The following is a 24,757-nucleotide window of genomic DNA, read 5'->3' on the forward strand; positions in this document are numbered from 1 at the left end:
TCCTGGGTGTTGCGGCGAGGCCACACTGCCCGTCCGTCGTCTCCGGATGCCCGCCCGCATCCTGGCGGTCACGCGCCGGCGGTGCACCGCGTGGTGATCGGGACGACAGCGGGTCTCTAGGGTCGGGGGCATGGCGCTCGCCTCCGTCCGCCCCGCGACCGCCGCCGACGCGGGCGCGGTGGCGCAGGTCCAGCGCACCGTGTGGACCTCGGCGTACGCCGAGCTGCTCCCGCCGGGGGCGGTGGAGGGGTTCGACACCGATGCCGTCGCCCGGGCCTGGGCGGACCCGATCGCCGCGGGGGCGGTGCGCATCGCCGTCGAGGGCGACGCGGTGGTCGGCTTCTGCGCAGCGGGGCCGGCGTCGGCCGAGGACCTCGCGGACGCCGCCGGCGCCGTGCCCGAGGACGCGTCCTCGGTGGGCCTGGTCGCCGTGCTGCTCGTCGAACCGCGCTGGGGCCGCCGCGGGCACGCCGGGCGTCTGCTCGTCGAGACCGCCGCCGCCCTGCGCGCCGCGGGCGCGACACGGGCCGTCGCCTGGGTGCCCGAACGGGACGTCGCCTCGCGCCGCTTCTACGAGCGCGCCGGCTGGGACCCCGACGGCACGGTGCGCACCCTCGACGCCGGCGGGCGCCCGCTGCGCGAGATCCGCGTCGGCGGCACCCTGGACCTGGAGTTCCGGCCCGAGCCTTCCCTCGACGACCTGGACCTGCCCCTGCTGCCCTGACCTCTCACCTGGGGAGCGCCCGTGCTGGTGGTGTACGGCTTCACCCGCATCGCCGTGGTGGTGCGGCGCTGGTTCGAGATCTCCCCCGAGGCGGTCAAGGAGCACGGCGCCCGCATCGAGCTGCGCCTGCTCACCCCGCAGGAGCACCGGGGCAGCGAGTCGGCCGCACAGCCGACCGTCGTCGACCAGGCCTTCTGGCGCGCCGACCTGTTCGACCGCCTCGACCGGCCCGCCGGTGAGTTCTCGGCCGCGCACCTCCACCCGTTCTTCACGGGCGACGAGCCGTCGGACCGCGTGTGGTCCGCCGAGCTCACCGCCGACCCGTGGGGCTGGCTCGCCGCGCAGCTCTCCGACGTCGGCGCCCGGCTCGAGGGCGCCGGGCTCGACCCGGCCCTGGCGGCCGACGACGCCGACGACGTCCGCGCGGCGGCCCCGCAGATCGTGGCGACGGCCCGGACCTTCGGTCCGGAGGACCGGATGTCGCGCGACGAGGACTTCCGGCTCACCAGGGACGCCGCGGAGCGGGTCCGGCGCATGGTGGCGCTGATCCCCGAGCTCACGTCGGAGGACCACGAGTACCTGCGGCCCTGGCTCGAGCAGCGCTGGTCGAGGTCGTCGCTCAGTCCAGATCGAGGAGTGCGTCGAGGCCGACGGTGAGGCCGGGGTGGTCGGCGACGCCGCGGACGGCGAGCAGGACGCCCGGCATGAACGAGCTGCGGTGCAGGGAGTCGTGGCGGATCGTGAGGGTCTCGCCCTCCGAACCCAGCAGGACCTCCTGGTGCGCGACGAGTCCCGCCATCCGCACCGCGTGCACGGGGATGCCGTCCACCGTCGCGCCGCGGGCGCCGTCGGGGTCGTGCGTGGTGGCGTCCGGACCCGGCCCGACGCCGGCCTCCGCCCGCGCGGCGGCGATCATCTGCGCGGTCCGGGTGGCGGTGCCCGAGGGGGCGTCCGCCTTGCGCGGGTGGTGCAGCTCGACGACCTCGACGGAGTCGTAGAACCGGGCCGCCTGGGCGGCGAACCGCATCATGAGCACCGCGCCGATGCCGAAGTTCGGGACGACGAGCACGCCCTGGCCGGGCTGCAGGCGGCCGCGGACGTCGTCGAGGAGCTCCTCGCCGACGCCGCTCGTGCCCACCACGACGTGCAGGCCGGCGTCGATGCACCAGCGCAGGTTGTCGGCGACCGCCGAGGGGTGCGTGAAGTCGACGACGACGTCGGCGGCCTCCAGCGCGTCGCGCGGATCGCCGACGTCCACGCGGGCGACGAGCTCGAGGTCGTCGGCCCCGTCGACGGCGGCGCAGGCTTCGGAACCCATGCGCCCGGCGGCGCCCAGCACCCCGACCTTCACGATGGTCGAGCTTCCGCTCCGCTCCGTCTCCGGGATCGTCACTCCACCATCTCCCGCACCTCGTCCGGCAGCTCGTCGGCGTCACCGTAGGGGCCGACGACCGCGGCCGCGCGGGGCCCGGTGAGCAGCTCGGACGCGAGCGCGGCGACGTCGGCGGCGCCGACCCCGTCGATCCGCTCGAGGGTCGACGCGAGGTCGGTGGCGCGGTCGAGACCGCCGTGGTCGAGCTCGCGGCGACCGAGGCGGGTCATGCGGGACGAGGTCTCCTCGAGCCCGAGCACCAGCTCGCCGCGCAGCTGCCCGCGGGCCCGCGTCAGCTCCGCGTCGGTGATGCCGTGGGCCGCGAGGTCGCCGAGCTCGTCGCGGACGACCGACGCCGCGGCGCCGAGGCGCTCGGGCGCGCAGCCCACGTAGACCGCGAGCGTGCCGGCGTCGGTGTAGCCCGTCGTCGACGAGTAGACGGAGTACGCGAGACCCCGCTGCTCGCGGACCTGCTGGAACAGCCGCGAGCTCATGCCGCCGCCGAGCACGGTCGACAGCACCTGCAGCGCAGGCCAGCGGGGGTCCGCACGCCGCAGCGAGGGCACGCCGAGCATGAGGTGGGCCTGCTCGGTGTCCTCGTCGCGCACCGCGAGCCGCTCGCGCGACGTCGCCGGCGCCTCGCCTGCGGTCCGGTGCCACGGCTGCGCCGGGCCGTCGAGGCGCGACCCGTAGGCCGCCTCGACCGCGGCGAGCACGTCGGCGTGCGCCACGTTGCCGGCCACCGCGAGCACGGAGCGCGCCGGGACGTAGTGGCGCGCGTGGAAGTCCGCGAGGCGGTCGCGGGTCATGCCCGTGACCGTCTCCTCGGTGCCGATCACCGGCAGGCCGAGCGGGTGCGCGCCGAAGAGCAGCGCGTCGAAGTCGTCGGCCAGCAGGTCCTCGGGGTCCTCGTCGCGGCCGGCGATCTCGGAGAGCACGACGTCCCGCTCGAGCTCGACGTCGGGCGCGGCCATCACGGCGTCGAGCACCACGTCGCCGAGCACGTCGACCGCGAGCGGCATGTCGCGGTCGAGCACGTGCGCGTAGAAGCAGGTGCTCTCCTTGCCGGTGAACGCGTTGAGGTCGCCGCCGACGGCGTCGATCTCCTCCGCGATCTCCCGCGCCGAGCGGCGCCGCGTCCCCTTGAACAGCAGGTGCTCGAGGAAGTGCGCGGCGCCGTGCGCGCCCGTGCCGACGGCGGGCTCGTCGCGCGAGCCCACGTCGACCCAGAGCCCGACCGAGGCCGAACGGGCCCCGGCCACGTGCTCGGTGACCACCCGCAGGCCCCCGGGCAGCACGGTGCGTGCTACTCCGGGGGCCGGGTGTTCGGTCGCACCGATTCCCGTGGGGGAGGTACCGAGAGCCGTCACTCCGGCGACGAACCCCCGATGGCGCCGGTGACGGCGCCGGAGGTCGCGGCGGCCGGGGCCGACTCGGCCTCGGCCGGGGCGTCGGAGGCCTGGGCGTCGGACCCGCCGTCGCCGTTGGTGGCGGCGGCCGCGTCGTCCTCCTTGACCGGGATCAGGCTGATCTTGCCGCGGTTGTCGATGTCGGTGATCTCGACCCGCATCTTGTCGCCGACGTTGGCGACGTCCTCGACCTTGCCGATCCGCTTGCCGCCGCCGAGCTTCGAGATGTGCACCAGGCCGTCGCGGCCGGGCAGCAGCGAGACGAACGCGCCGAACGCGGCGGTCTTGACCACCGTGCCGAGGAAGCGCTCGCCGATCTTCGGCAGCTGCGGGTTGGCGATGGCGTTGATCCGGTCGATCGCGGCCTGGGCGCTGGGCCCGTCCGCCGCACCGACGTAGATCGTGCCGTCGTCCTCGATGGAGATGTCGGCGCCGGTCTCCTCGGTGATCGAGTTGATCATCTTGCCCTTCGGGCCGATGACCTCACCGATCTTGTCGACGGGCACCTTCACCGTGGTGATGCGCGGGGCGAACTCGCTCATCTCGTCGGGCGCGTCGATGGCCTCGGCCATGACGTCGAGGATCGCGAGGCGGGCGCCGCGGGCCTGCGTCAGCGCCTTGCCCAGCACCTCGGACGGGATGCCGTCGAGCTTGGTGTCGAGCTGGAGCGCGGTCACGAAGTCCTTCGTGCCGGCGACCTTGAAGTCCATGTCACCGAACGCGTCCTCGGCACCGAGGATGTCGGTCAGCGCGACGAACTTCTGCTCGCCGTCGACCTCGCCCGAGACGAGGCCCATGGCGATGCCCGCGACCGGGGCCTTCAGCGGCACACCGGCGTTGAGCAGCGACATCGTCGAGGCGCAGACCGAGCCCATCGAGGTGGACCCGTTGGAGCCCAGGGCCTCGGAGACCTGCCGGATCGCGTAGGGGAACTCCTCGCGGGTGGGCAGCACCGGCACGAGCGCCCGCTCGGCGAGCGCGCCGTGGCCGATCTCGCGGCGCTTGGGCGAGCCCACGCGGCCGGTCTCGCCGGTGGAGAACGGCGGGAAGTTGTAGTGGTGCATGTACCGCTTGGTGGTCTCCGGGCCGAGCGAGTCGATGTTCTGCTCGAGCCGGAGCATGTTCAGCGTGGTGACGCCCAGGATCTGGGTCTCGCCGCGCTCGAACAGCGCCGAGCCGTGGGCCCGCGGGATCACCTCGACCTCGGCGGCCAGCGGACGGATGTCCGTGGTGCCGCGGCCGTCGATGCGGAAGCCGTCGGTGAGGATCCGCTTGCGGACCGTCGACTTGTTCAGCGAGCGGAACGCCTCGCCGATCTCCTTCTCGCGGCCCTCGAACTTGGGCCCGAGCTCGCTGACCAGGCGGTCCTTGAGGGCGTCCTGGGCGTCGTCGCGCTCGTGCTTCCCGGCGATGGACATCGTCTTGTCCAGCTCGTCGCCGACCGCGGACGTGACCGCGGAGAGGACGTCGTCCTGGTACGCCGGGAAGGTCGGGTAGTCCTTCGTCGTCGTGCCGGTGGCGCGGTAGAGCTCCTTCTGCGCCTCGCACAGGGTGCGGATGAACGGCTTGGCCGCCTCCATGCCCTGGGCGACGATCTCCTCGGTGGGCGCCGGGGCGCCCTCGCCGATGAGGCCGATGGCGTGGTCGGTGGCCTCGGCCTCGACCATCGCGATGGCGACGTCCCCGCCGTCGGCCGTGATCGACCCGGCGATGACCATGTCGAACACAGCGCTCTTGAGCTGCTCCCACGTCGGGAACGCGACCCACTGTGCCCCAGATTCTCCTGGCCGATTGATCAATGCGACACGCGTCGCCCCGATCGGGCCGTCGAAGGGCAGGCCCGAGATCTGGGTGGACGCCGACGCGGCGTTGATCGCCAGGACGTCGTAGGGGTCCTTGGGGTCCAGGCTCTGGACCGTGATGACGACCTGGACCTCGTTGCGCAGGTTGCCGACGAAGGTCGGGCGCAACGGACGGTCGATGAGCCGGCAGGTGAGGATCGCGTCCGTGGACGGGCGGCCCTCGCGGCGGAAGAACGAGCCGGGGATGCGGCCCGCGGCGTACATGCGCTCCTCGACGTCGACCGTCAGCGGGAAGAAGTCGAAGTTGTCCTTCGGCCGCTTCGAGGCGGTCGTCGCGGAGAGCAGCATCGTGTCGTCGTCGAGATAGGCGACGACGGCGCCGGCCGCCTGGCGGGCCAGACGGCCCGTCTCGAAGCGGACGGTGCGGGTGCCGTAGGCACCGTTGTCCAGCACCGCGGTGGTCTCGTGGACACCGTCGGTGGATGTGGCAGTAGTTGCGGACTGGGTCATGAGGGTTCCTCCTCGTGGCCCCACCACGTCCCGCCCCCGGCTCCCTCCGCGACGCGGTCGGCGAGCGAGCGGTCATCGATCGAAGCCCCCGGGCTCCGCCCCAGTCCTGAGGACTGAGGACGATTCCGGGGGCCACTACCGAGGACCGGCCGACGCGCGGGCGTCGCGGATTCGCGGGCGGTGGTGGTGGTGCCGATGTGTGGTGCGCACGCCTCCGCGCCGACCGGCAGCGTGGCCGGTCGGCGCGGAGCGGGCGCGGGATTCAGGGCAGCCTCGTCAGCGACGCAGCCCCAGCCGCTCGATCAGCGAGCGGTAGCGGGCGACGTCGACGGAGGCGACGTACTTGAGCAGGCGCCGGCGGCGGCCGACCAGCAGCAGCAGCCCGCGACGCGAGTGATGGTCGTGCTTGTGCATCTTGAGGTGCTCGGTGAGCCGCACGATGCGCTGCGTCAGCAGCGCGACCTGCGCTTCGGGCGACCCGGTGTCGGTCTCGTGCACGCCGTACTCGGCGAGCGTCGACTTCTTCTGCTCGGTGGTCAGTGCCACGGGGGCGGTGCTCCTTCTGTGCCATCGGTGCCGTGACGATCGACGGCATCCGCCACGACGAGATCGTCGGGGGATGTCGCACGCTCTCGGGGGACGGGCACGCCCGGTCCACCCGCCGCCCGGCCACCACGGACCGCAGCCAGGCGAATCGAGTACGAGTGTACCGACGACCCCGGCACCGGCCGCTGCGGGCCTGCCGCGCGCCGTCCCGGGCCGGCTCATCCCCCGGCGGCGGCACGGCGGAGCAGCCCGGCCAGCGACGGGAAGCCGGGATCGAGCGTCGCCGCGGCCGCGGCGAGCTCCTCCGGTCCGGCCACGGTGCGCAGGAGGTCGTAGTCGTTGCGGAGCTCCGCCTCCCGGACCTCGGTGAGCAGGCGGGCCACCGCCTCCGGGCCGCTGCCCGCGTCACCGGCCGCGACCCGCTGCTCGAGCAGGAGGAGCCGGCCCAGCACCGCGGGCGACCCGATCTTGACCCGCCTGCCGCTCATGAGCTGGGAGAGCATCGGGGAGCTCACCCCCAGCGCGACGGCCAGCACCGCCTGGGAGACGTCGAGGGCGGCCAGGAGACGACGAAGGCGGTCGCCCAGCGGCTCGCCGTAGAAGCGGCGCTGCAGCTCCCGGTTGCGCCGCACGGCGTCGGCCCTGCCTTCCTGCCTGCCCTCCTGCCCGCCCAACCCGCCCACCCTCCGGCTCTCCCCGCGCGGCGATCGTGACAGCCGGGCCGCGGCGGTGGGTGCCGTTCGGGAAAAGCCGGCCGGGCTCAGACGCCCAGGACCTCGCGGGTGCGCACCACGTCGCTGTCCATCGTGGCGATGAGCTCGTCGATCGAGTCGAAGCGGTCCATCCCCCGGATGCGCTCGACGAAGTCGACGGCGACGCGGGCGCCGTAGAGATCCTCGTCGGTGTCGAGCACGAACGCCTCGACGGTGCGCTCCCGACCCGAGAACGTCGGGTTGGTGCCCACCGACGTCGCCGCCGCGCGCTTCTGCCCGCGGTGGTGGAACCAGCACGCGTACACCCCGTCCGCCGGGATCGCGGCGTGCTCGCCGCAGTCGACGTTCGCGGTCGGGTAGCCCAGCTCGCGGCCCCGCTGGTCGCCGCGCACGACGACGCCCTCGAGGCGGTGCGGCCGGCCGAGCGCCTCGGCGGCGGCCCGGACGTCGCCGGCGCTGATGCAGGCGCGCACGTAGGTCGACGAGAAGGTCACCGGCGACCCGGTCAGCGCGACCGAGGGATCGGCGACGAGGTCGACGCCCTCGGCGGCGAAGCCGAACCGCTGACCCAGGCGCTCGAGCTCGGTGACGTCCCCGGCGGCGCGGTAGCCGTAGGTGAAGTTGCGGCCGACGACCACCATCGCCGCGTGCAGCCGGTCGACGAGCAGCTCGTGCACGAACTCGTCCGGCGCCACGCGGGCGAGGTCGGGCGTGAACGGCAGGACCCAGAACGCATCGATCCCGAGCTCGGCGACCAGCTCCGCGCGCCGGGCCAGCGACGTCAGCCGGGCCGGGTGGGTGCCGGGGCGCAGCACCGAGGCGGGGTGCGGGTCGAACGTGATCAGCACGGTCGGCAGGCCCAGCTCGCGGCCGTGGGCGACCGCGCGGGCGATGAGCTGCTGGTGGCCGCGGTGGACGCCGTCGAAGACGCCGATCGTCACCACGCATCGACCCCAGCCCGACGGCACACCGTCGAGTCCCCGCCAGCGTTGCACGGCGGCGAGCCTACGGGCGGGGCCCGCCCCGGCGCCGTGTCGGGCGCGCGTCGGTGATCACGTCCCGGCCGGCGCGAGCACCAGGACGGGGCGGGCGGCACCGCGGTCGTCGGTGACGAGCCCGACGACGTGCCCGTCGGGCCCGAAGACCCCCACCGTCCCGGGCCGGCCCGCGGCCGCGAGCGGGCGGCCGTGCGCCAGGCCCGCGGCCTCGTCGGCGTCCGCGTCGCGGCGCGGGAAGGCCGTGGCGACGGCGGCGTCGAGGTCCAGCGACAGGGCCGCGCGCCCCTGCTGCTCCTCCTCGCCGGCCAGGGTCTCGAGGGTGCGGGCGTGGGCGAGGGTGAACGGGCCGACCCGCGTGCGCCGCAGTGCCGTGAGGTGCCCGCCGACGCCGAGCCCGGCGCCGAGGTCGCGGGCCAGGGCGCGGACGTAGGTGCCCGACGAGCAGTCGACGAGGACGTCGAGGTCGCGGAACGGGCCCTCGGTGCGCGCCGCGAGCACGTCGAAGCGTCCGACCGTCACCGGCCGGGCGTCGAGACGGACCTCCTCGCCGGCACGGGCACGCTCGTAGGCCCGGCGACCGTCGACCTTGATCGCCGACACGCTGCTGGGCACCTGCTGGATCTCGCCCGTCAGGGCCGCCACGCCGTCGGCCACCGCGTCGTCGCCGATCCCGGCGGCGTCGACCGGGTTGCCGATCGGCTCGCCCTTGGCGTCGTCGGTGTCGGTGGCCAGGCCGAGCCGGATCGTCGCGAGGTAGGTCTTGGTGTCCAGCGCCAGGTGCCCGAGGAGCTTGGTGGCCCTCTCGACGCCCAGCACCAGGACGCCGGTGGCCATCGGGTCGAGCGTGCCCGCGTGGCCGACCTTGCGCGTGCCCATGAGGCGGCGCGCACGCCCCACGACGTCGTGGGACGTCCAGCCCGCCGGCTTGTCCACCACGAGCAGCCCCGGCGGCGGGGGCTCACGGCGTTCTCGGGGTGCTCCCCCACCACGTCCCCCACCACGTCCCGGCACGGCGGGCCACTATGCCCGCCCTCACCGATCCGGCCGACCGCGGGATCAGCAGGCATCCTGGAGTCGTGAGCACCCCGACGCGTACCGACGTCCTCGTCGTGGGCGCCGGCCCCGCCGGCTCGGCCGCCGCGGCCTGGGCGGCCGACGCCGGCCACGACGTCGTCCTCGCCGACGCCGCGGTCTTCCCGCGCGACAAGGCGTGCGGCGACGGCCTGACCCCGCGGGCCATCGCCGAGCTGGAGCACCTGGGCCTGGGCGACTGGGTGCGCGGGCGGGGCCAGAACCGCGGCCTGCGGGCCGCCGGGTTCGGGCAGCTGTTGACCCTGCCGTGGCCGGGCGGCTCGCTGCCGGCGCACGGCGGCGCCGTGGCGCGCACCGAGCTCGACGCCCGCATCCGGACCGTGGCCCTCGAGCGGGGTGCGCAGCCGGTGGAGGGCGCCCGCGCGGTGGACGTCGAGCGTCACGGCGACCGGGTGTCCGGCGTGGTGTTCGACACCGACGAGGGCCCGCGGACCATCGCGTGCCGCCGCCTCGTCGTCGCCGACGGCGCGCGGTCGACCCTGGGGCGGGTGCTCGGGCGGGTGTGGCACCGCGACACGGCCTACGGCGTCGCCGCCCGCGCCTACGTCCGCTCGGGACGCCACGACGACGAGTGGATCTCGTCGCACCTGGAGCTGCGCGGCACCGACGACGAGGTGCTCTCGGGCTACGGCTGGGTGTTCCCGCTGCACGACGGGCACGTGAACATCGGCGTCGGGACCCTCGCCACCGAGGCCCGCCCCGCCAACGTGCGGCTGCGCTCGCTGATCGCGCACTACGCCGAGCAGCGCCGCGAGGACTGGCAGCTCGAGGGCGACGTGCGCGACGTCGCGTCCGCCCTGCTGCCGATGGGCGGCGCGGTGTCCGGCGTCTCCGGCCGCAACTGGGCGCTGGTGGGCGACGCCGCCGGGCTGGTGAACCCGCTCAACGGCGAGGGCATCGACTACGGCCTGGAGAGCGGGCGCACCATCGCGGGCCTGCTCGGCGACGATGACGACCTCTCCCTCGCCTGGCCGGCGACGCTGCGCCGCCAGTACGGCTCGGCGTTCTCCATCGCGCGGCGCCTCGCCGGGCTGCTGACCGTGCCGCGCCTGCTCCCGCTCGCGGGCCCGGTGGGCATGCGCTCGCGGATGCTGATGACGGTGGCCCTGCGCGTCATGGGCAACCTCGTCACCGAGGAGGACGCCGACCTCGTCGCCCGCGCCTGGCGCGGCGCGGGCCGGGCGTCCCTGCGCGCCGACGAGCTGCCGCCCTTCCCCGCCGCCGACCTGCGCACCCCGCTCGCGGCGAGCTGAGTCCCCCGATCCGGCGTCAGGCACGGCCGGCCCCCGCCCGCGGGACCGCGACGATCGGCTCGCGCGGGCGCGGGACGTCCCCGGGCCCGTGGTGCCAGACCGGCGTGATCGCGAGCCACGGCGGCGTGCCGGGCGGACCCGCGTAGGGCACGCCGAGCCAGCCGGCCGTCGTGCCGCCCACGGGGTCGCCCGCCCAGACCAGCACGAGGTGGCGCAGGCCGTCGCGGTCGTCGGGGTCGTCGGGGGCGCCCGGGACGAGGCCGGGCCACCACGTCTGGCCCGTCTGGTCCTCCACGCAGGGCTCGAAGCGCCGCGCGTTGTCCTCCGCGGCGAGCCTGCGGACATCGCTGGCGGCGTCCCACCGGATGCCCGACCGCCAGTCGTGCTCGTCGTCGTCCTCCCCGGGGTGCAGGCGACGGTCGGCGACCTTCATCAGCAGCATCCGGCGCACGCCGATCCGCAGGACGAGGGCCTGCTGCACCGAGGTGACGACCACCCCGCGCGCGGCCCACCGCTCGTGCTCGACCCGCAGGAGCAGCGTGCGGATGTTCTCCGACGCCGTGATCCCGAGCGAGGTGGCGGTGTCGCCCGCGACGGCGGGGTCGTACCGGTCGACGTTGCGCTCCCACACGTCGGCCACGGTGGTCTCGACGAGCTCGGCCAGCCCGGTGTCGCGGATCGCCGCGAGCACGTCGTCCAGCCACCCGCTCACCTGCGCGTCCCACGTCATGGGGACATGGCACCACCGACCCCCGACAGGGCCCCCGAGAATGCTCCCGGGAAATCTCCCGGGATCGGTCGGCGACCGTGTGTCGAGAACCGGGCGGCGGCTCCGTCCCAGGGGTACGAGCGGCCGAACGAGGTCGCCACGACGAAGGAGAACGACCGTGAAGTACCTGATGCTGAAGCACTACCGCGGCGGTCCGACCCCGGCCGTGGACTCCCCGCCCATGGACCAGTGGACGCCGGAGGAGGTCGACGCCCACATGACGTACATGAGCGACTTCGCGAAGCGCCTGGTGGAGACCGGCGAGTTCGTCGACAGCCAGGCCCTCTCGGCCGAGGGCGCGTTCGTCCGCCACGACGGCGAGGGGCGCCCGCCGGTCACCGACGGCCCGTTCGCGGAGACCAAGGACCTCATCGCCGGCTGGATGATCATCGACGTGGAGTCCTGGGAGCGGGCGCTCGAGCTGGCCGGCGAGCTGTCCGCCGCGCCCGGGGCCGGGGGCGAGCCGATCCACGAGTGGCTCGAGGTCCGGCCGTTCCTCACCGGTGTGCCGGGGAACACCGAGTGATCACGGACGGGCTGCGGGAGCTCGTCCCCGCGGTGATCGGCGTCCTCGTCCGGCGCGGAGCGGACTTCGCGTCGGCCGAGGACGCCGTGCAGGAGGCCCTGATCCGGGCGCTCGAGACCTGGCCCGACGACCCACCGCGCGACCCGAAGGCGTGGCTCGTGGCGGCGGCGTGGCGCAAGTTCCTCGACGCGGTCCGGTCGGAGTCGTCGCGCCAGGGCCGGGAGCTCGCGGTCGACCTCGAGCCGCCCGCCGGGCCGGTGACCGGCGCCGACGACACGCTGCGCCTGTACTTCCTCTGCGCCCACCCGACGCTGCCGCCGGCGTCGGCCGTCGCGCTGACGCTGCGCGCGGTCGGCGGCCTGACGACGCGGCAGATCGCGACCGCCCACCTGGTCCCCGAGGCGACCGTGGCGCAGCGGATCAGCCGGGCGAAGAGGCGGATCGAGGGTCTGCCGCTCGACCAGCCCGGCGACCTCGGCACCGTCCTCCGGGTGCTCTACCTCGTGTTCAACGAGGGCTACGGCGCCGACAGCCCCGAGCACACCGACCTGGCGGACGAGGCGATCCGCATCGCCCGCCAGCTCGCCGCGCTCACCGACGACCCCGAGGTCGCGGGGCTGCTCGCGCTCATGCTGCTGCACCACGCGCGCCGCGCCACGCGCACCGGAGCGGGCGGACGCCTGATCCCCCTCGCCGAGCAGGACCGGTCGCGCTGGGACACCGGCATGATCGCCGAGGGCGTGGCGATCCTGCAGGCCGCGCTGGCCCGCGACCGCCTCGGCGACTACCAGGCCCAGGCGGCGATCGCGGCGCTGCACGCGGACGCCCCGAGCACCGCGGAGACGGACTGGGTGCAGATCGTGGAGTGGTACGACGAGCTGCTGGCGCTCACGGACAGCCCGGTGGTGCGGCTCAACCGGGCGGTGGCGGTCGGCGAGGCCGACGGCGCGCAGGCCGGCCTCGCGGCGCTCGCCGACCTCGATCCCGACCTGCCCCGCCATGCGGCGGTGGCCGCGCACCTCCACGAGCGCGCCGGCGACCTCGCGCGCGCCGCCGAGCTCTACGCCGAGGCCTCCCGGACCGCGACCAGCGTGCCGGAGCGCGACCACCTCACCCGCGAGACCGCGCGGGTGCGGCAGCTGCTGCGGCCGTGAGCTCCGGCGGTCGACCACGTCCGTGTCCTCGCGTGCGGGGGCATGGCCCTCCGCGCGGTCGCCCGACCCCCGACAACGATGTCGATCACGACGTCGCGGCCGCGAGCCTCTCGACCGTGACCGCGCGCGCCGCGACGGTGCGGTCACGACCGCCGAGACGGAGATGCGCGGTGGCGCCCTCGAGGACGAGGAACAGCTCCTCGGTCACGGTGGGGTCGGCGTCCGGCACGGAGTCGGCCACCAGCTCGGCGAGCCGCGCGAGGACGGCGTCCTTGTGCTCGCGCACCACGGTCATCCCGGGATGGTCGGCGGGAAGCTCGGCGGCGGCGTTGAGAAACGCGCAGCCGCGGCTGACGTCGAGGCCCGGGTGGTCGAGGTAGGCGTCGAAGAGGACCAGCGGTCCCGGCTCGGGCGCCTGCGCCAGGCGCTGCTCGAGATGTGACCACCAGCGTTCGTGGCGGCGCCGCAGGTAGCTGACGATCAGGTTCGCCTTGGAGCCGAAGCAGTCGTAGAGGGTCTTCTTGGTGACGCCGGCCGTGTCGGCGATCAGAGCGACGCCGACGGTGTTGATGCCGTCGCGGTAGAAGAGCTCGCTCGCCACGTCCAGCACCCGGGCGCCCGCCGGTGTCAGCGCCTTCTCGTTCCGCACACCGCTGACTATACCGACCGGTGGGTTGACATTCTAGTACAACGGGCACACGGTAGCTATACCGGTCGGGTTACTAGGAGAGGTGCGGACATGACGTGCGTGGAGGCGACGACGAGGCCACCGTCGGCCGGACCGGCCGGGGACGGGCGGGCCGGGACGGTGCCGCTGGCGCTGAGCGGCCTGCTGTTGATCGCGGTGTGCTACGGGCTGGCGCGGTTCGCCTACGGACTGTTCGTGCCGGTGTTCCGGACGGAGTTCGCGCTCGACGCCGCGACCGTCGGCGCCATCGCCTCGAGCAGCTACGTGGGCTACTGCGTGGCGATCGTCGCCTCGACCGCGGCGGCCGCCCGGTGGGGCGCGCGGGCGGTGGCGGTCGCCGCGGGTCTGTGCGCCGCCACCGGCACCGGGCTCATCGCGCTCGCCCCGACCACCGCCGTGCTCACCGTCGGCGTCGTGGTCGCCGGATCGAGCACCGGCCTGGCGTCACCGCCGCTGGCCCAGGCCATCGCGCACCGGGTCCCGTCCGAGCGGGCGGACCGGGTGCAGACGGTGGTCAACGCCGGCACCGGCCTCGGGGTCCTCGTCTCCGGACCGGTCGCGCTGCTGCTGGCCGACACCTGGCGATGGGCCTGGGCGGCGTTCGGCCTCGCCGCCCTCGGTGTCACCGTCGCGGTCGCGGTCGCGGTGCCGCGGGCGATCGCCCCACGGCCCGCCGGCAGCGCGACCCCGCCCGCACGCCCGCGTGCGTGGCGACGGCGGCTCGGCACGGCCCGGATGCTCGCGGCCGCCCTGGTCTTCGGCGCCGGCAGCTCGGCGGTCTGGACGTTCGGGCGCGACGTCGTCAGCAGCGCCGGTGCGAGCGAGCTCGTCTCCACCGGCTCCTGGATCGTGCTCGGCGCGGCCGGTCTGCTCGGCGCCCTCGCCGGCGACGTGGTCGCCCGCCTCGGGCTCGCACGGGCCTGGAGCGCCGCGATGCTGCTGGTCGCGGCGGCGACCCTCGCGCTCGGCCTGGCGGCCTCCACGACGGTGGCGGTCTTCGCCGGCGCCGCGGTCTTCGGCGGCGTCTACATCGCCCTGAGCGGCATGCTGCTGCTGTGGGGGACGCGCGTGTTCCCGGACCGCCCGGTGCTCGGGGTGGGCGCCGCCTTCCTGCTCATCGCCCTCGGCCAGGCCCTCGGCGCCCCGCTGCTCGGCCTGCTGGCCGACCACCTCACCCTCGCGGGCGCCTTCCTCGCCGCGACGACCCTCCTCGTCCTGGGCGCGGCCGTGCGCCCGCGCCCCGAACACCGATGAGCCCCGCACCGATGAGATGTCGTCACGTCCCCGTCCCGGTCCCCGTCACCGCCCAGGCCTCGCCCCGGACCCGCAGCCCGACGGCCACCGCGCGGGCGACGATGAACAGCGACAGTCCCGCCCAGATGCCGGCGAGCCCCCAGTCGAGCACCAGCGAGAGCCAGATGGTCGGCAGGAAGGCGCCCAGGGCGGAGCCGACGGTGATCCGACGCAGGTAGGCCGCGTCGCCGGCGCCGAGCAGCACCCCGTCGAGCGCGAAGACGTAGGCGGCGATCGGCTGGAGCGCGACGAAGAACCACCAGGCCTGCGGCACGACGTCCCGCACCGCGGGGTCGGGGGTGAACACGCCCGGCAGCACGCCCGCGGTCGCCGCGAACACCAGACCGGCGACGACGCCCAGCACGAGGCCGTAGCGGGTGACCCGCCCGCTCACGCGCCGCGCGACCCCCACCGACGCCGCCCCCAGCGCCGCCCCCACCAGCGACTGCGCCGCGATGGCCAGCGCGTCCAGGACGGTGACCATGAACGTCCAGAGCTGCAGCACGATCTGGTGGGCCGCCACCGACGGGGCCCCGAAACGCGCCGCCACGGCCGTCGCCGACAGGAAGCAGGCCTGGAACGCGGCGCTGCGCAGCAGCAGGTCGCGGCCGAGCCCGAACTGCGCCCGCATGTCGGCGAGGCGCGGGCGCAGCGAGACGCGTTCGAGCACCAGCGCGCCGACGAACAACAGGCCCACCGTCGCCTGCGCCCCGACGTTCGCCCACGCCGAGCCCTCGAGCCCCAGGGCCGGGAAGGGGCCGATCCCGTACACCAGCAGCGGGCACAGCACCGCCGAGAGCCCGTTGCCGGCGAGCACCACGACGATCGGCCGGCGCGTGTACTGCACCCCGCGCATCCACCCGTGGCCGGCGAGCGCGACGAGGATGCCCGGCGCGCCCCACACCGCGATTCGGAGCCAGCCGGTGGCGGCATCGCTCACCGCTCCCCCGCCGCCGAGCAGGTCGGCCACCCAGGGCGCCGCGAGCCAGACGACCGCCACCACGAGCAGCCCGACGAGCACCGCGATCCAGGTCGCCGCCACCCCCTCGGCGACGGCGGCGGCCCGGTTCCCGGCGCCGTGGTGGCGCGCGGCGCGCGCGGTGGTGCCGTAGGCGAGGAACGTGCCCAGGCTCGCCACCTGGGCCAGCACGACCCCGCCCACGGCGAGACCCGCCAGCGGGACCGCGCCCAGGTGGCCGACGACGGCGGTGTCGACGAGCAGGTAGAGCGGCTCGGCGACCAGCACCACCAGCGCCGACGACGCCAGCGCGAGGACCCGCCGCGCCCCGGGGTCGGTGTCGGGAGGAGCCGTGGTCATCCCAGCAGGGGGGCGTCGGCGAGCGCGCGCCGGACACGGTCGAGGATCGCGGGGGCGTCGCCGTCGAGGGTGAAGCCGGAGGACACACGATGCCCGCCGCCCCCCAGCGCGGAGGCCGCGGCGGCGACGTCGATACCGCCCTTCGAGCGCATGTTGGCCGTCCACCGGTGCTCGCCGACCTGCTTGAGCACGACGGCGACCTCGGCCTCGGCGGTGGTGCGCAGGACGTCGATGACGCTCTCGACCTCCTCCTGCCGGCCGCTGTCGACGTGCTCGCGCTCGACCAGGGCGTGCACGAGCCCGAGCCCGCGCGCCTCCCCGGCCTCGAGGCGAGCGGTGGCCAGGACGGCCGAGAGCATCGCGAGCCAGGAGAACGGGTGGGTGTCGAGCAGCGGGCGCGTCACGGCCTCGGCGTCGACGCCCGCGACGAGCAGGCGGGCGGCCATCGCGTGGGTGTCCGGCGAGGCGGCCCGGAAGTTGCGGGTGTCGGTGACCAGGCCCGCGTACAGGCAGCGTGCGGTCGGCAGGTCGACGGGCGCGCCCATGGCGTCGAGCAGGTGCAGCACCATGACAGCGGTGGCCTCGGCCCGCGGGTCGACGTAGTAGAGGGTGCCGAAGCCGGTGTTGGACACGTGGTGGTCGATCACCAGGGTCGTGCCCGCCGTGTCGGCGCGGCCGGCCAGCGGGCCGAGACGGTCGACGCTGCCGGTGTCGAGGACGACGAGCAGCTCGGGGGCCGCCACGACCTCGCCGGCGGGGACCACGAGCCCGGCCACGTCGAGGTCGCGCAACGACTCGGCGGGACGCTCGGGCGCGCCGAACGACACCTGGACCTCGGCCCCGCGCCGGTGCAGCGCGAGCCCGAGGGCCAGCGCGCTGCCGAGCGCGTCGGCGTCCGGGTTGACGTGGGTGAGCAGTACCACCTGGTGGGCGGCGGTGAGCACGCCCACCGCCTCCTCGAGACGGACGGACCGGCTCGCGTCGTCGACCGCCACCATGGCCGGTGGATACCCCTTCGCGTGCCTGCCCGTCGTGTGCCCGCTCAGCCCGTCGGGCGGGACGGCTCCTCGTCGCCCACCGGGACGTCGTCGAGGTCGTCCTCGTCGTCGCCGTCCTCGCGGGGCTTGCGGTACGGGTCGGCCTCGCCGGCGTAGGAGGCGCCGACGGCGAGCGTCGCGACCTCGGCGTCGGCCTGGCGGACGCCCTCGAGCACCTCGTCGAGGCGGGCGGCGCCCTCGGGGATCACGTCGGGGACGAACTCCAGGGTCGGCGTGAACCGCACCCCGGTCTGGCGCCCGACGGCGCTGCGCACGACGCCCTTGGCGCTGGCCAGGGCGGCGGCCGACCCGGTGCGCTCCTGCTCGCCGCCGTAGACGGTGTAGTACACCGTGGCGTCGCGGAGGTCCGGGGTGATGCGGGTGTCGGTGATCGTCACCATCGCCAGGCGCGGGTCCTTGACCTCGTGCTCCAGCGTGGAGGCGACGATCTGGGAGATCCGCTTGGCGAGCCTGCGGGCCCGTGGCGCGTCGGCCATGGCGTCCTCCAGGGGTGTCGTCGGGGGGTTCACGGGGGCGGAGCCCCCGTGGGTGGGTCAGTCGTCGTGCGGGCCCAGCCAGCGGGTCCGCGCGGAGAGCACCTGGAACTCGGGGTGGGCGGCCACCAGGCGCTCGCAGTGGTCGAGCACGTCGGTGACGTGCCCGGGGTCGGCCGCCACCGCGGCGACCCCGATGAGGGCGCGGCGGTGCAGGTCGAGATGGCCGGCCTCGGCGACCGAGACGGCGTAGCGGCGCTTGAGCTCCGCCACGACGGGCCGGATCACCGAGCGCACCTGCTTGATCGAGCCGACCTCCCCGAGGAGCAGGTCGAGCTCGAGCGCACCCACGTACACCTCTGGCCTCCGGCCTTGTGAGTGGTTGCCCGTGCCCGGGGGCACGGACAACCACCCACGAGTGCTGACCGCACCTACTCGCGGGGCTTCTCCCGCATCTCGTAGGTCATGATCTTGTCGTCGACCTTGATGTCGTTGAACGACCCGAGCGTGAGGCCACACTCGTAGCCGTCGCGGACCTCGGTCGCGTCGTCCTTGAACCTCTTCAGCGAGCTGATGGTGAGGCTCTCGGCGATCACGGCACCGTCGCGCACCAGGCGGGCCTTGGCGTTGCGGCGGATGATCCCGTCGGTCACGAGGCAACCGGCGATCGTGCCCACCTTCGAGGAGCGGAAGACATCGCGGATCTCCGCGGTGCCGAGCTCGACCTCCTCGTAGATCGGCTTGAGCATGCCCTTGAGGGCCTGCTCGATCTCGTCGATGGCCTGGTAGATCACCGAGTAGTAGCGGATGTCGACGCCCTCGCGGGTCGCCAGCTCCGTGGCCTTGCCCTCGGCCCGGACGTTGAAGCCCAGGACGATGACGTCGGAGGCGATCGCGAGGTTGATGTCGCCCTCGGTGATCGCACCGACGCCGCGGTGCAGCACCCGCAGCTGGACCTCCTCGCCCACATCGATCTTCATGAGCGCGTCCTCGAGAGCCTCGACGGTTCCCGAGTTGTCACCCTTGATGATCAGGTTGAGCTCGTTGGTCTCCTTCAACGCCGCGTCGAGGTCCTCGAGGCTGACGCGCTTGCGACGGCTCGCCAGCTGCGCGTTGCGCTCGCGGGCACGACGGCGGTCGGCGATCTGGCGCGCCACGCGGTCCTCGTCGACGACGAGGAACGTGTCGCCCGCGCCCGGCACCGACGTGAACCCGATGACCTGCACCGGGCGGGAGGGCAGCGCCTCCTTCACGTCCTCGCCGAACTCGTCGAGCATCCGTCGCACACGGCCCGAGGCGTCGCCGGCGACGACCGAGTCGCCGACGCGCAGCGTGCCGCGCTGGACCAGCACCGTGGCCACCGGGCCGCGGCCGCGGTCGAGGTGCGCCTCGATCGCGACACCCTGGGCCTCCATGTCCGGGTTGGCCCGGAGGTCCAGCGACGCGTCCGCGGTGAGCAGCACGGCCTCGAGGAGGCCGTCGATGTTGATGTTCTGCCGCGCGGAGATGTCGACGAACATCGTGTCGCCGCCGAACTCCTCGGCGACGAGGTTGTACTCGGTGAGCTGCTGCCGGATCTTGGCCGGGTTGGCGCCCTCCTTGTCGATCTTGTTGACCGCCACCACGATCGGCACGTCGGCCGCCTGCGCGTGGTTGATCGCCTCGATCGTCTGGGGCATGACGCCGTCGTCGGCCGCGACCACGATCACCGCGATGTCCGTGGACTTCGCGCCTCGGGCACGCATGGCGGTGAACGCCTCGTGACCCGGGGTGTCGATGAAGGTGATCTTCCGCTCGACGCCCTCGAGCTCGGTGTCGACCTGGTACGCGCCGATGTGCTGGGTGATGCCACCCGCCTCGCCCTCGGCCACCTTCGTCTTGCGGATGGTGTCGAGGAGGCGCGTCTTGCCGTGGTCGACGTGACCCATGACCGTGACGACCGGCGGGCGGGCCTCGAGGTCCTCGTCGTCGCCGTCGTCCGACCCGTAGGTCAGCGAGAACGACTCGAGCAGCTCGCGGTCCTCCTCCTCCGGGGAGACGACCTGGACGTCGTAGTTCATCTCGCCGCCGAGCAGCTCGAGGACGTCGTCGGACACCGACTGGGTAGCCGTGACCATCTCACCGAGGTGGAACAGCACCTGCACGAGCGACGCCGGGTTCGCGTCGATCTTCTCCGCGAAGTCGGTCAGCGAGGCACCACGCGGGAGCCGGACCGTCTCGCCCTTGCCCTTCGGCAGGCGGACGCCGCCGACCGAGGGGGCCTGCATGTTGTCGAATTCCTGACGCTTCTGACGCTTCGACTTGCGTCCACGACGGACCGGACCACCGGCGCGCCCGAAGGCACCCGCGGCACCGCCGCCACGACCACGGCCACCGGGACCACCCGGACGGCCACCGCCGCCGCCGGGGCGGAAACCGCCACCGGCCGGGGCACCGCCGCCACCGCCACCGGGACGGAAGCCACCGCCGCCGCCACCGGGACCGCCGCGGCCGGGAGGGCCACCGCGGCCGCCGCCGGGACCACCCGGACGGGCGCCACCGGGGCCGCCACGACCGGGAGGACCGGCCGGACGGGCCGGCATCATGCCGGGGTTCGGACGCGGGGGCATGTTGCCGGGCGTCGCGCTGCCGCCACCGGGACGGGGCGGACGGTCGGCCGCGGCCGGACGCTCGCCGTCACGCGGCGGGCGCGGCGCGGGGGCGTCTCCGTCACGCGGCGGACGCGGACCCTGACCCGGCGCCTGGCCGGGTGCCTGACCCGGGGCCTGCCCGGGCTGCTGCTGACGCTGCGGGCGCGGCGGGGCACCGGAGCCCACGCCGAAGGGGTTGTTGCCGACGCGCGGCGACTTCGGGCCGGGCTTCGGCGCCGCCGGACGGGGCGGCACGGTCGACGCGTCGCCGCCGGCCTGGCTGTCGGCCGCCGCAGCGGCGGGACGCTGCTGCTGCTGCGGGCCGGGACGGTTGCCGCCCTGACGCTGGTCGCCGCCGCCACCCTGACGGTCCGCACCGGGACGCGGGATGCCGCCCGGACGCGGGCGGTCGCCGCCCGTGGGACGGGGCGCGCTCTGCTCCGAGGTGCCGGCCGTGCCGGCCGTGCCCGTGCTCGCCGCCGCGGCCGGAGCCTCGGGAGCGGCGGGCGCCGGCGTCTCGGCGGCCGCCGGAGCGGCGTCGGGCCGGGGGCCGGGGGTCGCGCCGGGGCGCGGAGCGGGGGGCCCGGGGCGCGGGGCGCCGCCGTTGCCGCCGCCCGAGGACCCGGCGCCGGGGCGCGGGCCGGGCGTGGCACCGGAACCAGCACCGGGGCGCGGTGCGCCGCCGGTCGACCCCGAGGAGTCGCCGGAGGGGCCGGGACGCGGTCCGCCGCCGGGGCGGGGGCCGGGCGCGGCGCCCGGTCGGGGCCGACGGCTACCGCCGCTGTTGCCACCACCGGACATGGAGTCGCGCAGCTTGCGCGCGACCGGGGCCTCGACCGTCGAGGACGCCGACTTGACGAACTCGCCGAGAGACTCGAGCTGTGTGAGTACCTGCTTGCTGGTGACGCCGAGCTCCTTCGCGAGCTCGTGCACCCGGGCCTTGCCTGCCACTGATCTCCTCATCCTCGAGGTCAGCGGGGGCCCGCGACCTCGTGTCTACGCCTGTGCCTTCATCGGAAGGGCTTCACGGCTGGCTCATGGGGGTCGACCTGCTTCCTCATCCGCACGCGACGGTCGTCGCGGTGGTCGTGCAACCCGGTGGGAGTGGCGCCGGGGTCCTGGTCGAGCAGTGCGTGCAGGGCCCCGGTGTCGAGCGGCCCCGGGACGCGCAGCGCCCTGGGGAACGCCGACCGGCGCTCCGCGCGGTGCAGGCAGCTCGTCTCGGGGTGCACCCACGCACCTCGACCGGGCTTCCGACGCCGCGGGTCGGGATCGACGATCCCGTCCGCGGCCACCACTCGTAGGAGTTCCGACGCCGAGACCCGCTGACGACATCCGAGACAGGTGCGCACCGGCCCGAGATCATCACCCCGACGATCACGATCCGGCGCCACCCCACGGCTGGGCTCGCGGGTTCGGGCCACCGGTCACTCTACCGCGCCACTCGAGGAGGACTCGACCCCGCCACCGGGGACACCGAGGGCGTCCCGCGGATCACCGGTCGGAGCAGCGTCGGGGCTGTCCACCGAGCGGGGCGTCTCCCCGGGCGTCTCCTCCGGGGCCGTGTCCCCCGGGGGGTCCTCCGGGGGCGGCTCCGCGTCGGACCGGATGTCGATCCGCCATCCGGTGAGTCGCGCGGCCAGACGGGCGTTCTGCCCCTCCTTGCCGATGGCGAGGGAGAGCTGGAAGTCCGGGACGACGACCCGCGCGGTGCGCGCCTTGAGGTCCACCACCGTCACCGACACGACCTTCGACGGGGAGAGGGCGTTGCCGACGTACTCGGCCGGGTCCTCCGCCCAGTCGATGATGTCGATCTTCTCGCCGTTGAGCTCGCTCATCACGCCGCGCACCCGCGCGCCCATCGGGCCGATGCACGCGCCCTTCGCGCCCAGGCCCGGCACGGTGGACCGCACGGCGATCTTGGAGCGGTGCCCGGCCTCCCGGGCCACCGAGACGATCTCGACGTGCCCGGCGGCGATCTCGGGCACCTCGAAGGCGAAGAGCCGGCGCACGAGGTTCGGGTGGGTGCGCGAGAGGGTCACCTGCACGCCCCGCGCCCCGCGGACGACGCCGACGACGTAGCACCGCAGGCGCGCCCCGTGCTCGTAGGCCTCGCCGGGCACCTGCTCGGCGGCGGGGAGCACGCCCTCGATGGAGCCGATCTCGACGACGACGACGCCGCGGGCGTTGGCCCGCGCGTCCCGCTGGACGACGCCGGCGACGACCTCGCCCTCCTTGGCGGAGAACTCGCCGAACGTCCGCTCGTGCTCGGCGTCGCGCAGCCGCTGGACGACCACCTGGCGCGCGGTCGCCGCGGCGATCCGGCCGAAGCCCTCGGGGGTGTCGTCGTACTCCCCGAGCGTCTCGCCGTCCTCGCCGGTCTCCGGGACGAGCACGCTGACCTCGCCGCTCTTGCGGTCCACCTCGACCCGGGCCTTCGGGTGCTCGCCGCCGTTCTGCTTGTAGGCGGTCAGCAGGGCGGTCTCGATCGCGGAGAGCACGGTCTCGAACGGGATCTCCTTGTCCCGCTCGATGGCGCGCAGCGCGGCGATGTCGACCTTCACGGCCGTCCTCCCTGTCCGTGCGTCTCCGCACCCTGTCCCGAACCCTGCTCCAGCGCGGCCGCCACCAGGGCGTCCACCTCCGACGACGGGGCCGGCTTGAACTCGACCTCCACGACGGCCTGCCGGACCTCGGCCAGCGGGAGCCGGTGCAGCACCGGCCCGCGCGGCGTGCCCTCCGCCAGGGTCACCGTCGTCGCGGCTCCGTCGCCCTCGTCCCCGCCGTCGGTCCCGTCGACCGGACCCACACGCGCGGTGAACGTGCCGCCGTCGGTGCGCGTCACCGCCACCCGGCGCAGCCAGGCCCGCCGCCAGTGGTGCGGGCGGGTGAGCGGTCGGTCGGTGCCCGGCGTCGTCACCTCGAGCGTGTACTCGCCGTCCGGGGCCGCGATCGCGCCCCCTGCCTTGTCGGTCTCTGTCTTGTCGCTCTCTGTCTTCTCGGCCTCGTCCAGCACCCGGGACAGCTCACGGCTGACGCCGGCGACGGCGTCGAGGTCCGGGCCGGGCGCCGGCGGGTCGTGCGGACCGGGCACCTCGGCGGTGTCCACCACGACGCGCACGACCTGGCGCCGCCCGGCCGGGCGCACCTCCAGGTCGTCGAGCACGAAGCCGGCGGCCTCGACCACGTCGACGACGGCCGGGCGCAGGCGCTCGGCGGCCTGCGCAGGGGACGTCCCAGGGGACAACGGTGCTCCTCACGGGCGGGGCCCGCCGCGGTCGCCGGTGACTCTCGTGCGCGGCGTGGCGGGCGGGAACGGGGCGGCGCCCGGGAAGCGGGCGCGCAGTGGTCCAGCCTAGCGCTCACCCTCCGGGCCTCCCCCGGCCGCGGCGGCGCGGCGGGACCCGCGACGCGGGGCGGCTGGCAGACTGGCCCGTCGTGGTCGTCCCCGTCGTCACCGCCGCCCGAGCCCGCACCGGGACACCCCGCCGCACGGTGCTCCGGGGTGCGGGTGCGCTCGCCGGGCTCGCCGCGGCCGGGACCCTCGGCGCGGGCTGTGCCCGGCCGGAGGGCCCCGATCCCCTCGAGGAGCCGCTCGCCGCGGCGCGCGACGACGCCGTGACGGCCGCCGCGGCCGCCGCCGCGTACCCCGAGCTCGCCGGCCGCCTCACCCCGCTGTCCCGGGCCCGCCGGGCCCACGCCGACACCCTCGCCGCCGAGATCCGCCGCGCGCGCCCCGACCGGACGGCGACCGTCGACACCGCCGCCACCCCTGCGCCGGCCCGACCGGCCGCGAGCGCGGCCGCCGCGGTGACCGCGCTGCGGCGCTCGCTGGGCACCGCCCGCGACGGCGCCGGCGCCCTCGCCCTGACCGTGGAGGCGTCCCGCTGCGGCCTGCTGACCTCCGTCGCAGCCAGCTGCGCGGGCTACGTGACGGTGCTGGGGTGACGGCGGGATGACACAGCCTCTCGACGACGGCGACCTCCGGGAGATGCTGCTCACCGCGCTGGGCACCGAGCACGCCGCGATCTGGGTGTACGGGCTGGTGTCGGCGTTCCTGCCCGCCTCGACGGCGACCGGCCTGTCCGCCGCCTCCCTGGCCCACCGGGAACGCCGCGACGCGGTGGTCGCCCTGCTCGCCCGCGACGGGATCGCCGCGCCGCCCGCGGCCGCGGCCTACCGCCCGCCCTCGCCGGTCACCGACGCCGCGTCGGCGGCCGGGCTGGCGGCGGTGGCCGAGGACGACGTCGCGGCGGCCTGGCGGGCCGTCGCCGAGCGCACGGAGGCCGCGACCGGCGGCGAGCTGCGCCGGCTCGCCCTCGAGGCGGTGACCGCGGCCGCGACGGTGTCGGTCACCTGGCGCGGCCTGGCCGGGCGCACCCCGCTCGTCGCCCCGTTCCCCGGGGACGGTTCGGAGACCTGAGCCCGC

The 24,757-nt window shown here is 75.2% G+C and carries 25 protein-coding genes; 8 read left to right on the plus strand and 17 right to left on the minus strand.

The window, feature by feature from the left end:
* Positions 1-130: 130 nt before the first annotated feature.
* Positions 131-724, plus strand: a complete 594-nt coding sequence (locus OG774_RS10225; RefSeq protein WP_328309094.1) for a GNAT family N-acetyltransferase — start codon at positions 131-133, stop codon at positions 722-724.
* A gap of 21 nt (positions 725-745) precedes the next feature.
* On the plus strand, positions 746-1,381 hold the full coding sequence (locus OG774_RS10230) for a hypothetical protein (protein WP_328309096.1): 636 nt from the start codon (positions 746-748) through the stop codon (positions 1,379-1,381).
* On the opposite strand, the gene dapB is transcribed toward OG774_RS10230, so the two are convergent.
* The 7 genes from dapB to truB all read right to left on the minus strand — a co-directional run bounded on the left by dapB (position 1,344) and on the right by truB (position 9,085).
* Positions 1,344-2,075: a 4-hydroxy-tetrahydrodipicolinate reductase gene (dapB, locus tag OG774_RS10235; protein WP_328309098.1), complete on the minus strand. Its 732-nt coding sequence runs from the start codon at positions 2,073-2,075 to the stop codon at positions 1,344-1,346. The two genes, OG774_RS10230 and dapB, sit on opposite strands and share 38 nt — an antisense overlap.
* A 38-nt stretch (positions 2,076-2,113) precedes the next feature.
* Positions 2,114-3,394 carry a M16 family metallopeptidase gene (locus tag OG774_RS10240; protein WP_328309100.1) on the minus strand — a complete coding sequence of 427 codons (1,281 nt, stop codon included), beginning with the start codon at positions 3,392-3,394 and terminating at the stop codon, positions 2,114-2,116.
* A gap of 68 nt (positions 3,395-3,462) precedes the next feature.
* The gene (locus OG774_RS10245) at positions 3,463-5,817 is read right to left on the minus strand and encodes a polyribonucleotide nucleotidyltransferase (RefSeq protein WP_328309102.1); all 2,355 of its coding nucleotides are present in this window, start codon (positions 5,815-5,817) and stop codon (positions 3,463-3,465) included.
* Positions 5,818-6,093: 276 nt separating this feature from the next.
* The gene (gene rpsO, locus OG774_RS10250; protein ID WP_274189140.1) at positions 6,094-6,363 is read right to left on the minus strand and encodes a 30S ribosomal protein S15; all 270 of its coding nucleotides are present in this window, start codon (positions 6,361-6,363) and stop codon (positions 6,094-6,096) included.
* Positions 6,364-6,581: 218 nt separating this feature from the next.
* On the minus strand, positions 6,582-7,046 hold the full coding sequence (locus tag OG774_RS10255) for a helix-turn-helix transcriptional regulator (RefSeq protein WP_328309104.1): 465 nt from the start codon (positions 7,044-7,046) through the stop codon (positions 6,582-6,584).
* A gap of 77 nt (positions 7,047-7,123) precedes the next feature.
* A complete protein-coding gene (locus OG774_RS10260) occupies positions 7,124-8,071 on the minus strand; it encodes a bifunctional riboflavin kinase/FAD synthetase (RefSeq protein WP_274193474.1) in 948 nt (315 codons plus the stop codon).
* Between the two features lie 57 nt (positions 8,072-8,128).
* The gene (gene truB / locus OG774_RS10265) at positions 8,129-9,085 is read right to left on the minus strand and encodes a tRNA pseudouridine(55) synthase TruB (protein ID WP_328309107.1); all 957 of its coding nucleotides are present in this window, start codon (positions 9,083-9,085) and stop codon (positions 8,129-8,131) included.
* A 65-nt stretch (positions 9,086-9,150) separates the two neighbouring features.
* On the opposite strand from truB, the gene OG774_RS10270 reads away from it, so the two are divergent.
* On the plus strand, positions 9,151-10,419 hold the full coding sequence (locus OG774_RS10270; RefSeq protein ID WP_328309109.1) for a geranylgeranyl reductase family protein: 1,269 nt from the start codon (positions 9,151-9,153) through the stop codon (positions 10,417-10,419).
* 16 nt (positions 10,420-10,435) lie between these two features.
* Here OG774_RS10270 and OG774_RS10275 read toward each other — a convergent pair whose 3' ends face one another.
* The gene (locus tag OG774_RS10275; RefSeq protein ID WP_328309111.1) at positions 10,436-11,149 is read right to left on the minus strand and encodes a hypothetical protein; all 714 of its coding nucleotides are present in this window, start codon (positions 11,147-11,149) and stop codon (positions 10,436-10,438) included.
* A 169-nt stretch (positions 11,150-11,318) separates the two neighbouring features.
* Here OG774_RS10275 and OG774_RS10280 point away from each other — a divergent pair, with 169 nt between their 5' ends.
* Positions 11,319-11,714, plus strand: coding sequence for a YciI family protein (locus OG774_RS10280; protein WP_328310881.1), 396 nt, complete (start codon positions 11,319-11,321; stop codon positions 11,712-11,714).
* Positions 11,711-12,868, plus strand: coding sequence for an RNA polymerase sigma factor (locus OG774_RS10285; protein ID WP_442873969.1), 1,158 nt, complete (start codon positions 11,711-11,713; stop codon positions 12,866-12,868). The genes OG774_RS10280 and OG774_RS10285 overlap by 4 nt, the downstream gene beginning before the upstream one ends.
* A gap of 85 nt (positions 12,869-12,953) precedes the next feature.
* Here the strand turns inward: OG774_RS10285 and OG774_RS10290 are convergent, their stop codons facing one another.
* Entirely contained in the window at positions 12,954-13,517 is a 564-nt protein-coding gene (locus tag OG774_RS10290; RefSeq protein ID WP_328309113.1) for a TetR/AcrR family transcriptional regulator, read from the minus strand.
* 90 nt (positions 13,518-13,607) lie between these two features.
* Here OG774_RS10290 and OG774_RS10295 point away from each other — a divergent pair, with 90 nt between their 5' ends.
* Entirely contained in the window at positions 13,608-14,810 is a 1,203-nt protein-coding gene (locus OG774_RS10295; protein ID WP_328309114.1) for an MFS transporter, read from the plus strand.
* Positions 14,811-14,832: 22 nt separating this feature from the next.
* On the opposite strand, the gene OG774_RS10300 is transcribed toward OG774_RS10295, so the two are convergent.
* The 8 genes from OG774_RS10300 to rimP form a co-directional block, all read right to left on the minus strand.
* On the minus strand, positions 14,833-16,167 hold the full coding sequence (locus tag OG774_RS10300; protein ID WP_328309116.1) for an MATE family efflux transporter: 1,335 nt from the start codon (positions 16,165-16,167) through the stop codon (positions 14,833-14,835).
* Positions 16,164-17,165 carry a DHH family phosphoesterase gene (locus OG774_RS10305; protein ID WP_328309118.1) on the minus strand — a complete coding sequence of 334 codons (1,002 nt, stop codon included), beginning with the start codon at positions 17,163-17,165 and terminating at the stop codon, positions 16,164-16,166. Before OG774_RS10305 ends, OG774_RS10300 begins: the two co-directional genes overlap by 4 nt.
* A gap of 44 nt (positions 17,166-17,209) precedes the next feature.
* Complete coding sequence (gene rbfA / locus OG774_RS10310; protein WP_274189129.1) at positions 17,210-17,701, minus strand: 30S ribosome-binding factor RbfA; 492 nt, start codon at positions 17,699-17,701, stop codon at positions 17,210-17,212.
* Positions 17,702-17,758: 57 nt separating this feature from the next.
* Positions 17,759-18,055 (minus strand): DUF503 domain-containing protein, encoded by a 297-nt coding sequence (locus OG774_RS10315; protein ID WP_328309120.1) that lies wholly within the window; start codon positions 18,053-18,055, stop codon positions 17,759-17,761.
* Positions 18,056-18,129: 74 nt separating this feature from the next.
* Positions 18,130-21,279, minus strand: a complete 3,150-nt coding sequence (gene infB, locus OG774_RS10320) for a translation initiation factor IF-2 (protein WP_328309123.1) — start codon at positions 21,277-21,279, stop codon at positions 18,130-18,132.
* A gap of 59 nt (positions 21,280-21,338) precedes the next feature.
* On the minus strand, positions 21,339-21,752 hold the full coding sequence (locus tag OG774_RS10325; protein WP_442873970.1) for a YlxR family protein: 414 nt from the start codon (positions 21,750-21,752) through the stop codon (positions 21,339-21,341).
* Positions 21,753-21,755: 3 nt separating this feature from the next.
* Positions 21,756-22,892, minus strand: coding sequence for a transcription termination factor NusA (gene nusA / locus OG774_RS10330; RefSeq protein WP_328309125.1), 1,137 nt, complete (start codon positions 22,890-22,892; stop codon positions 21,756-21,758).
* Positions 22,889-23,575, minus strand: coding sequence for a ribosome maturation factor RimP (rimP, locus tag OG774_RS10335; RefSeq protein WP_328309127.1), 687 nt, complete (start codon positions 23,573-23,575; stop codon positions 22,889-22,891). The genes nusA and rimP overlap by 4 nt, the downstream gene beginning before the upstream one ends.
* Positions 23,576-23,766: 191 nt before the next feature.
* Here rimP and OG774_RS10340 point away from each other — a divergent pair, with 191 nt between their 5' ends.
* Positions 23,767-24,276 (plus strand): hypothetical protein, encoded by a 510-nt coding sequence (locus tag OG774_RS10340; RefSeq protein ID WP_328309129.1) that lies wholly within the window; start codon positions 23,767-23,769, stop codon positions 24,274-24,276.
* Between the two features lie 7 nt (positions 24,277-24,283).
* A complete protein-coding gene (locus OG774_RS10345) occupies positions 24,284-24,751 on the plus strand; it encodes a DUF4439 domain-containing protein (RefSeq protein ID WP_328309131.1) in 468 nt (155 codons plus the stop codon).
* The last annotated feature ends 6 nt before the right edge of the window (positions 24,752-24,757 follow it).

The organism is Actinomycetospora sp. NBC_00405 (assembly GCF_036044095.1).
In the GTDB taxonomy this organism is placed as follows: domain Bacteria; phylum Actinomycetota; class Actinomycetes; order Mycobacteriales; family Pseudonocardiaceae; genus Actinomycetospora; species Actinomycetospora callitridis.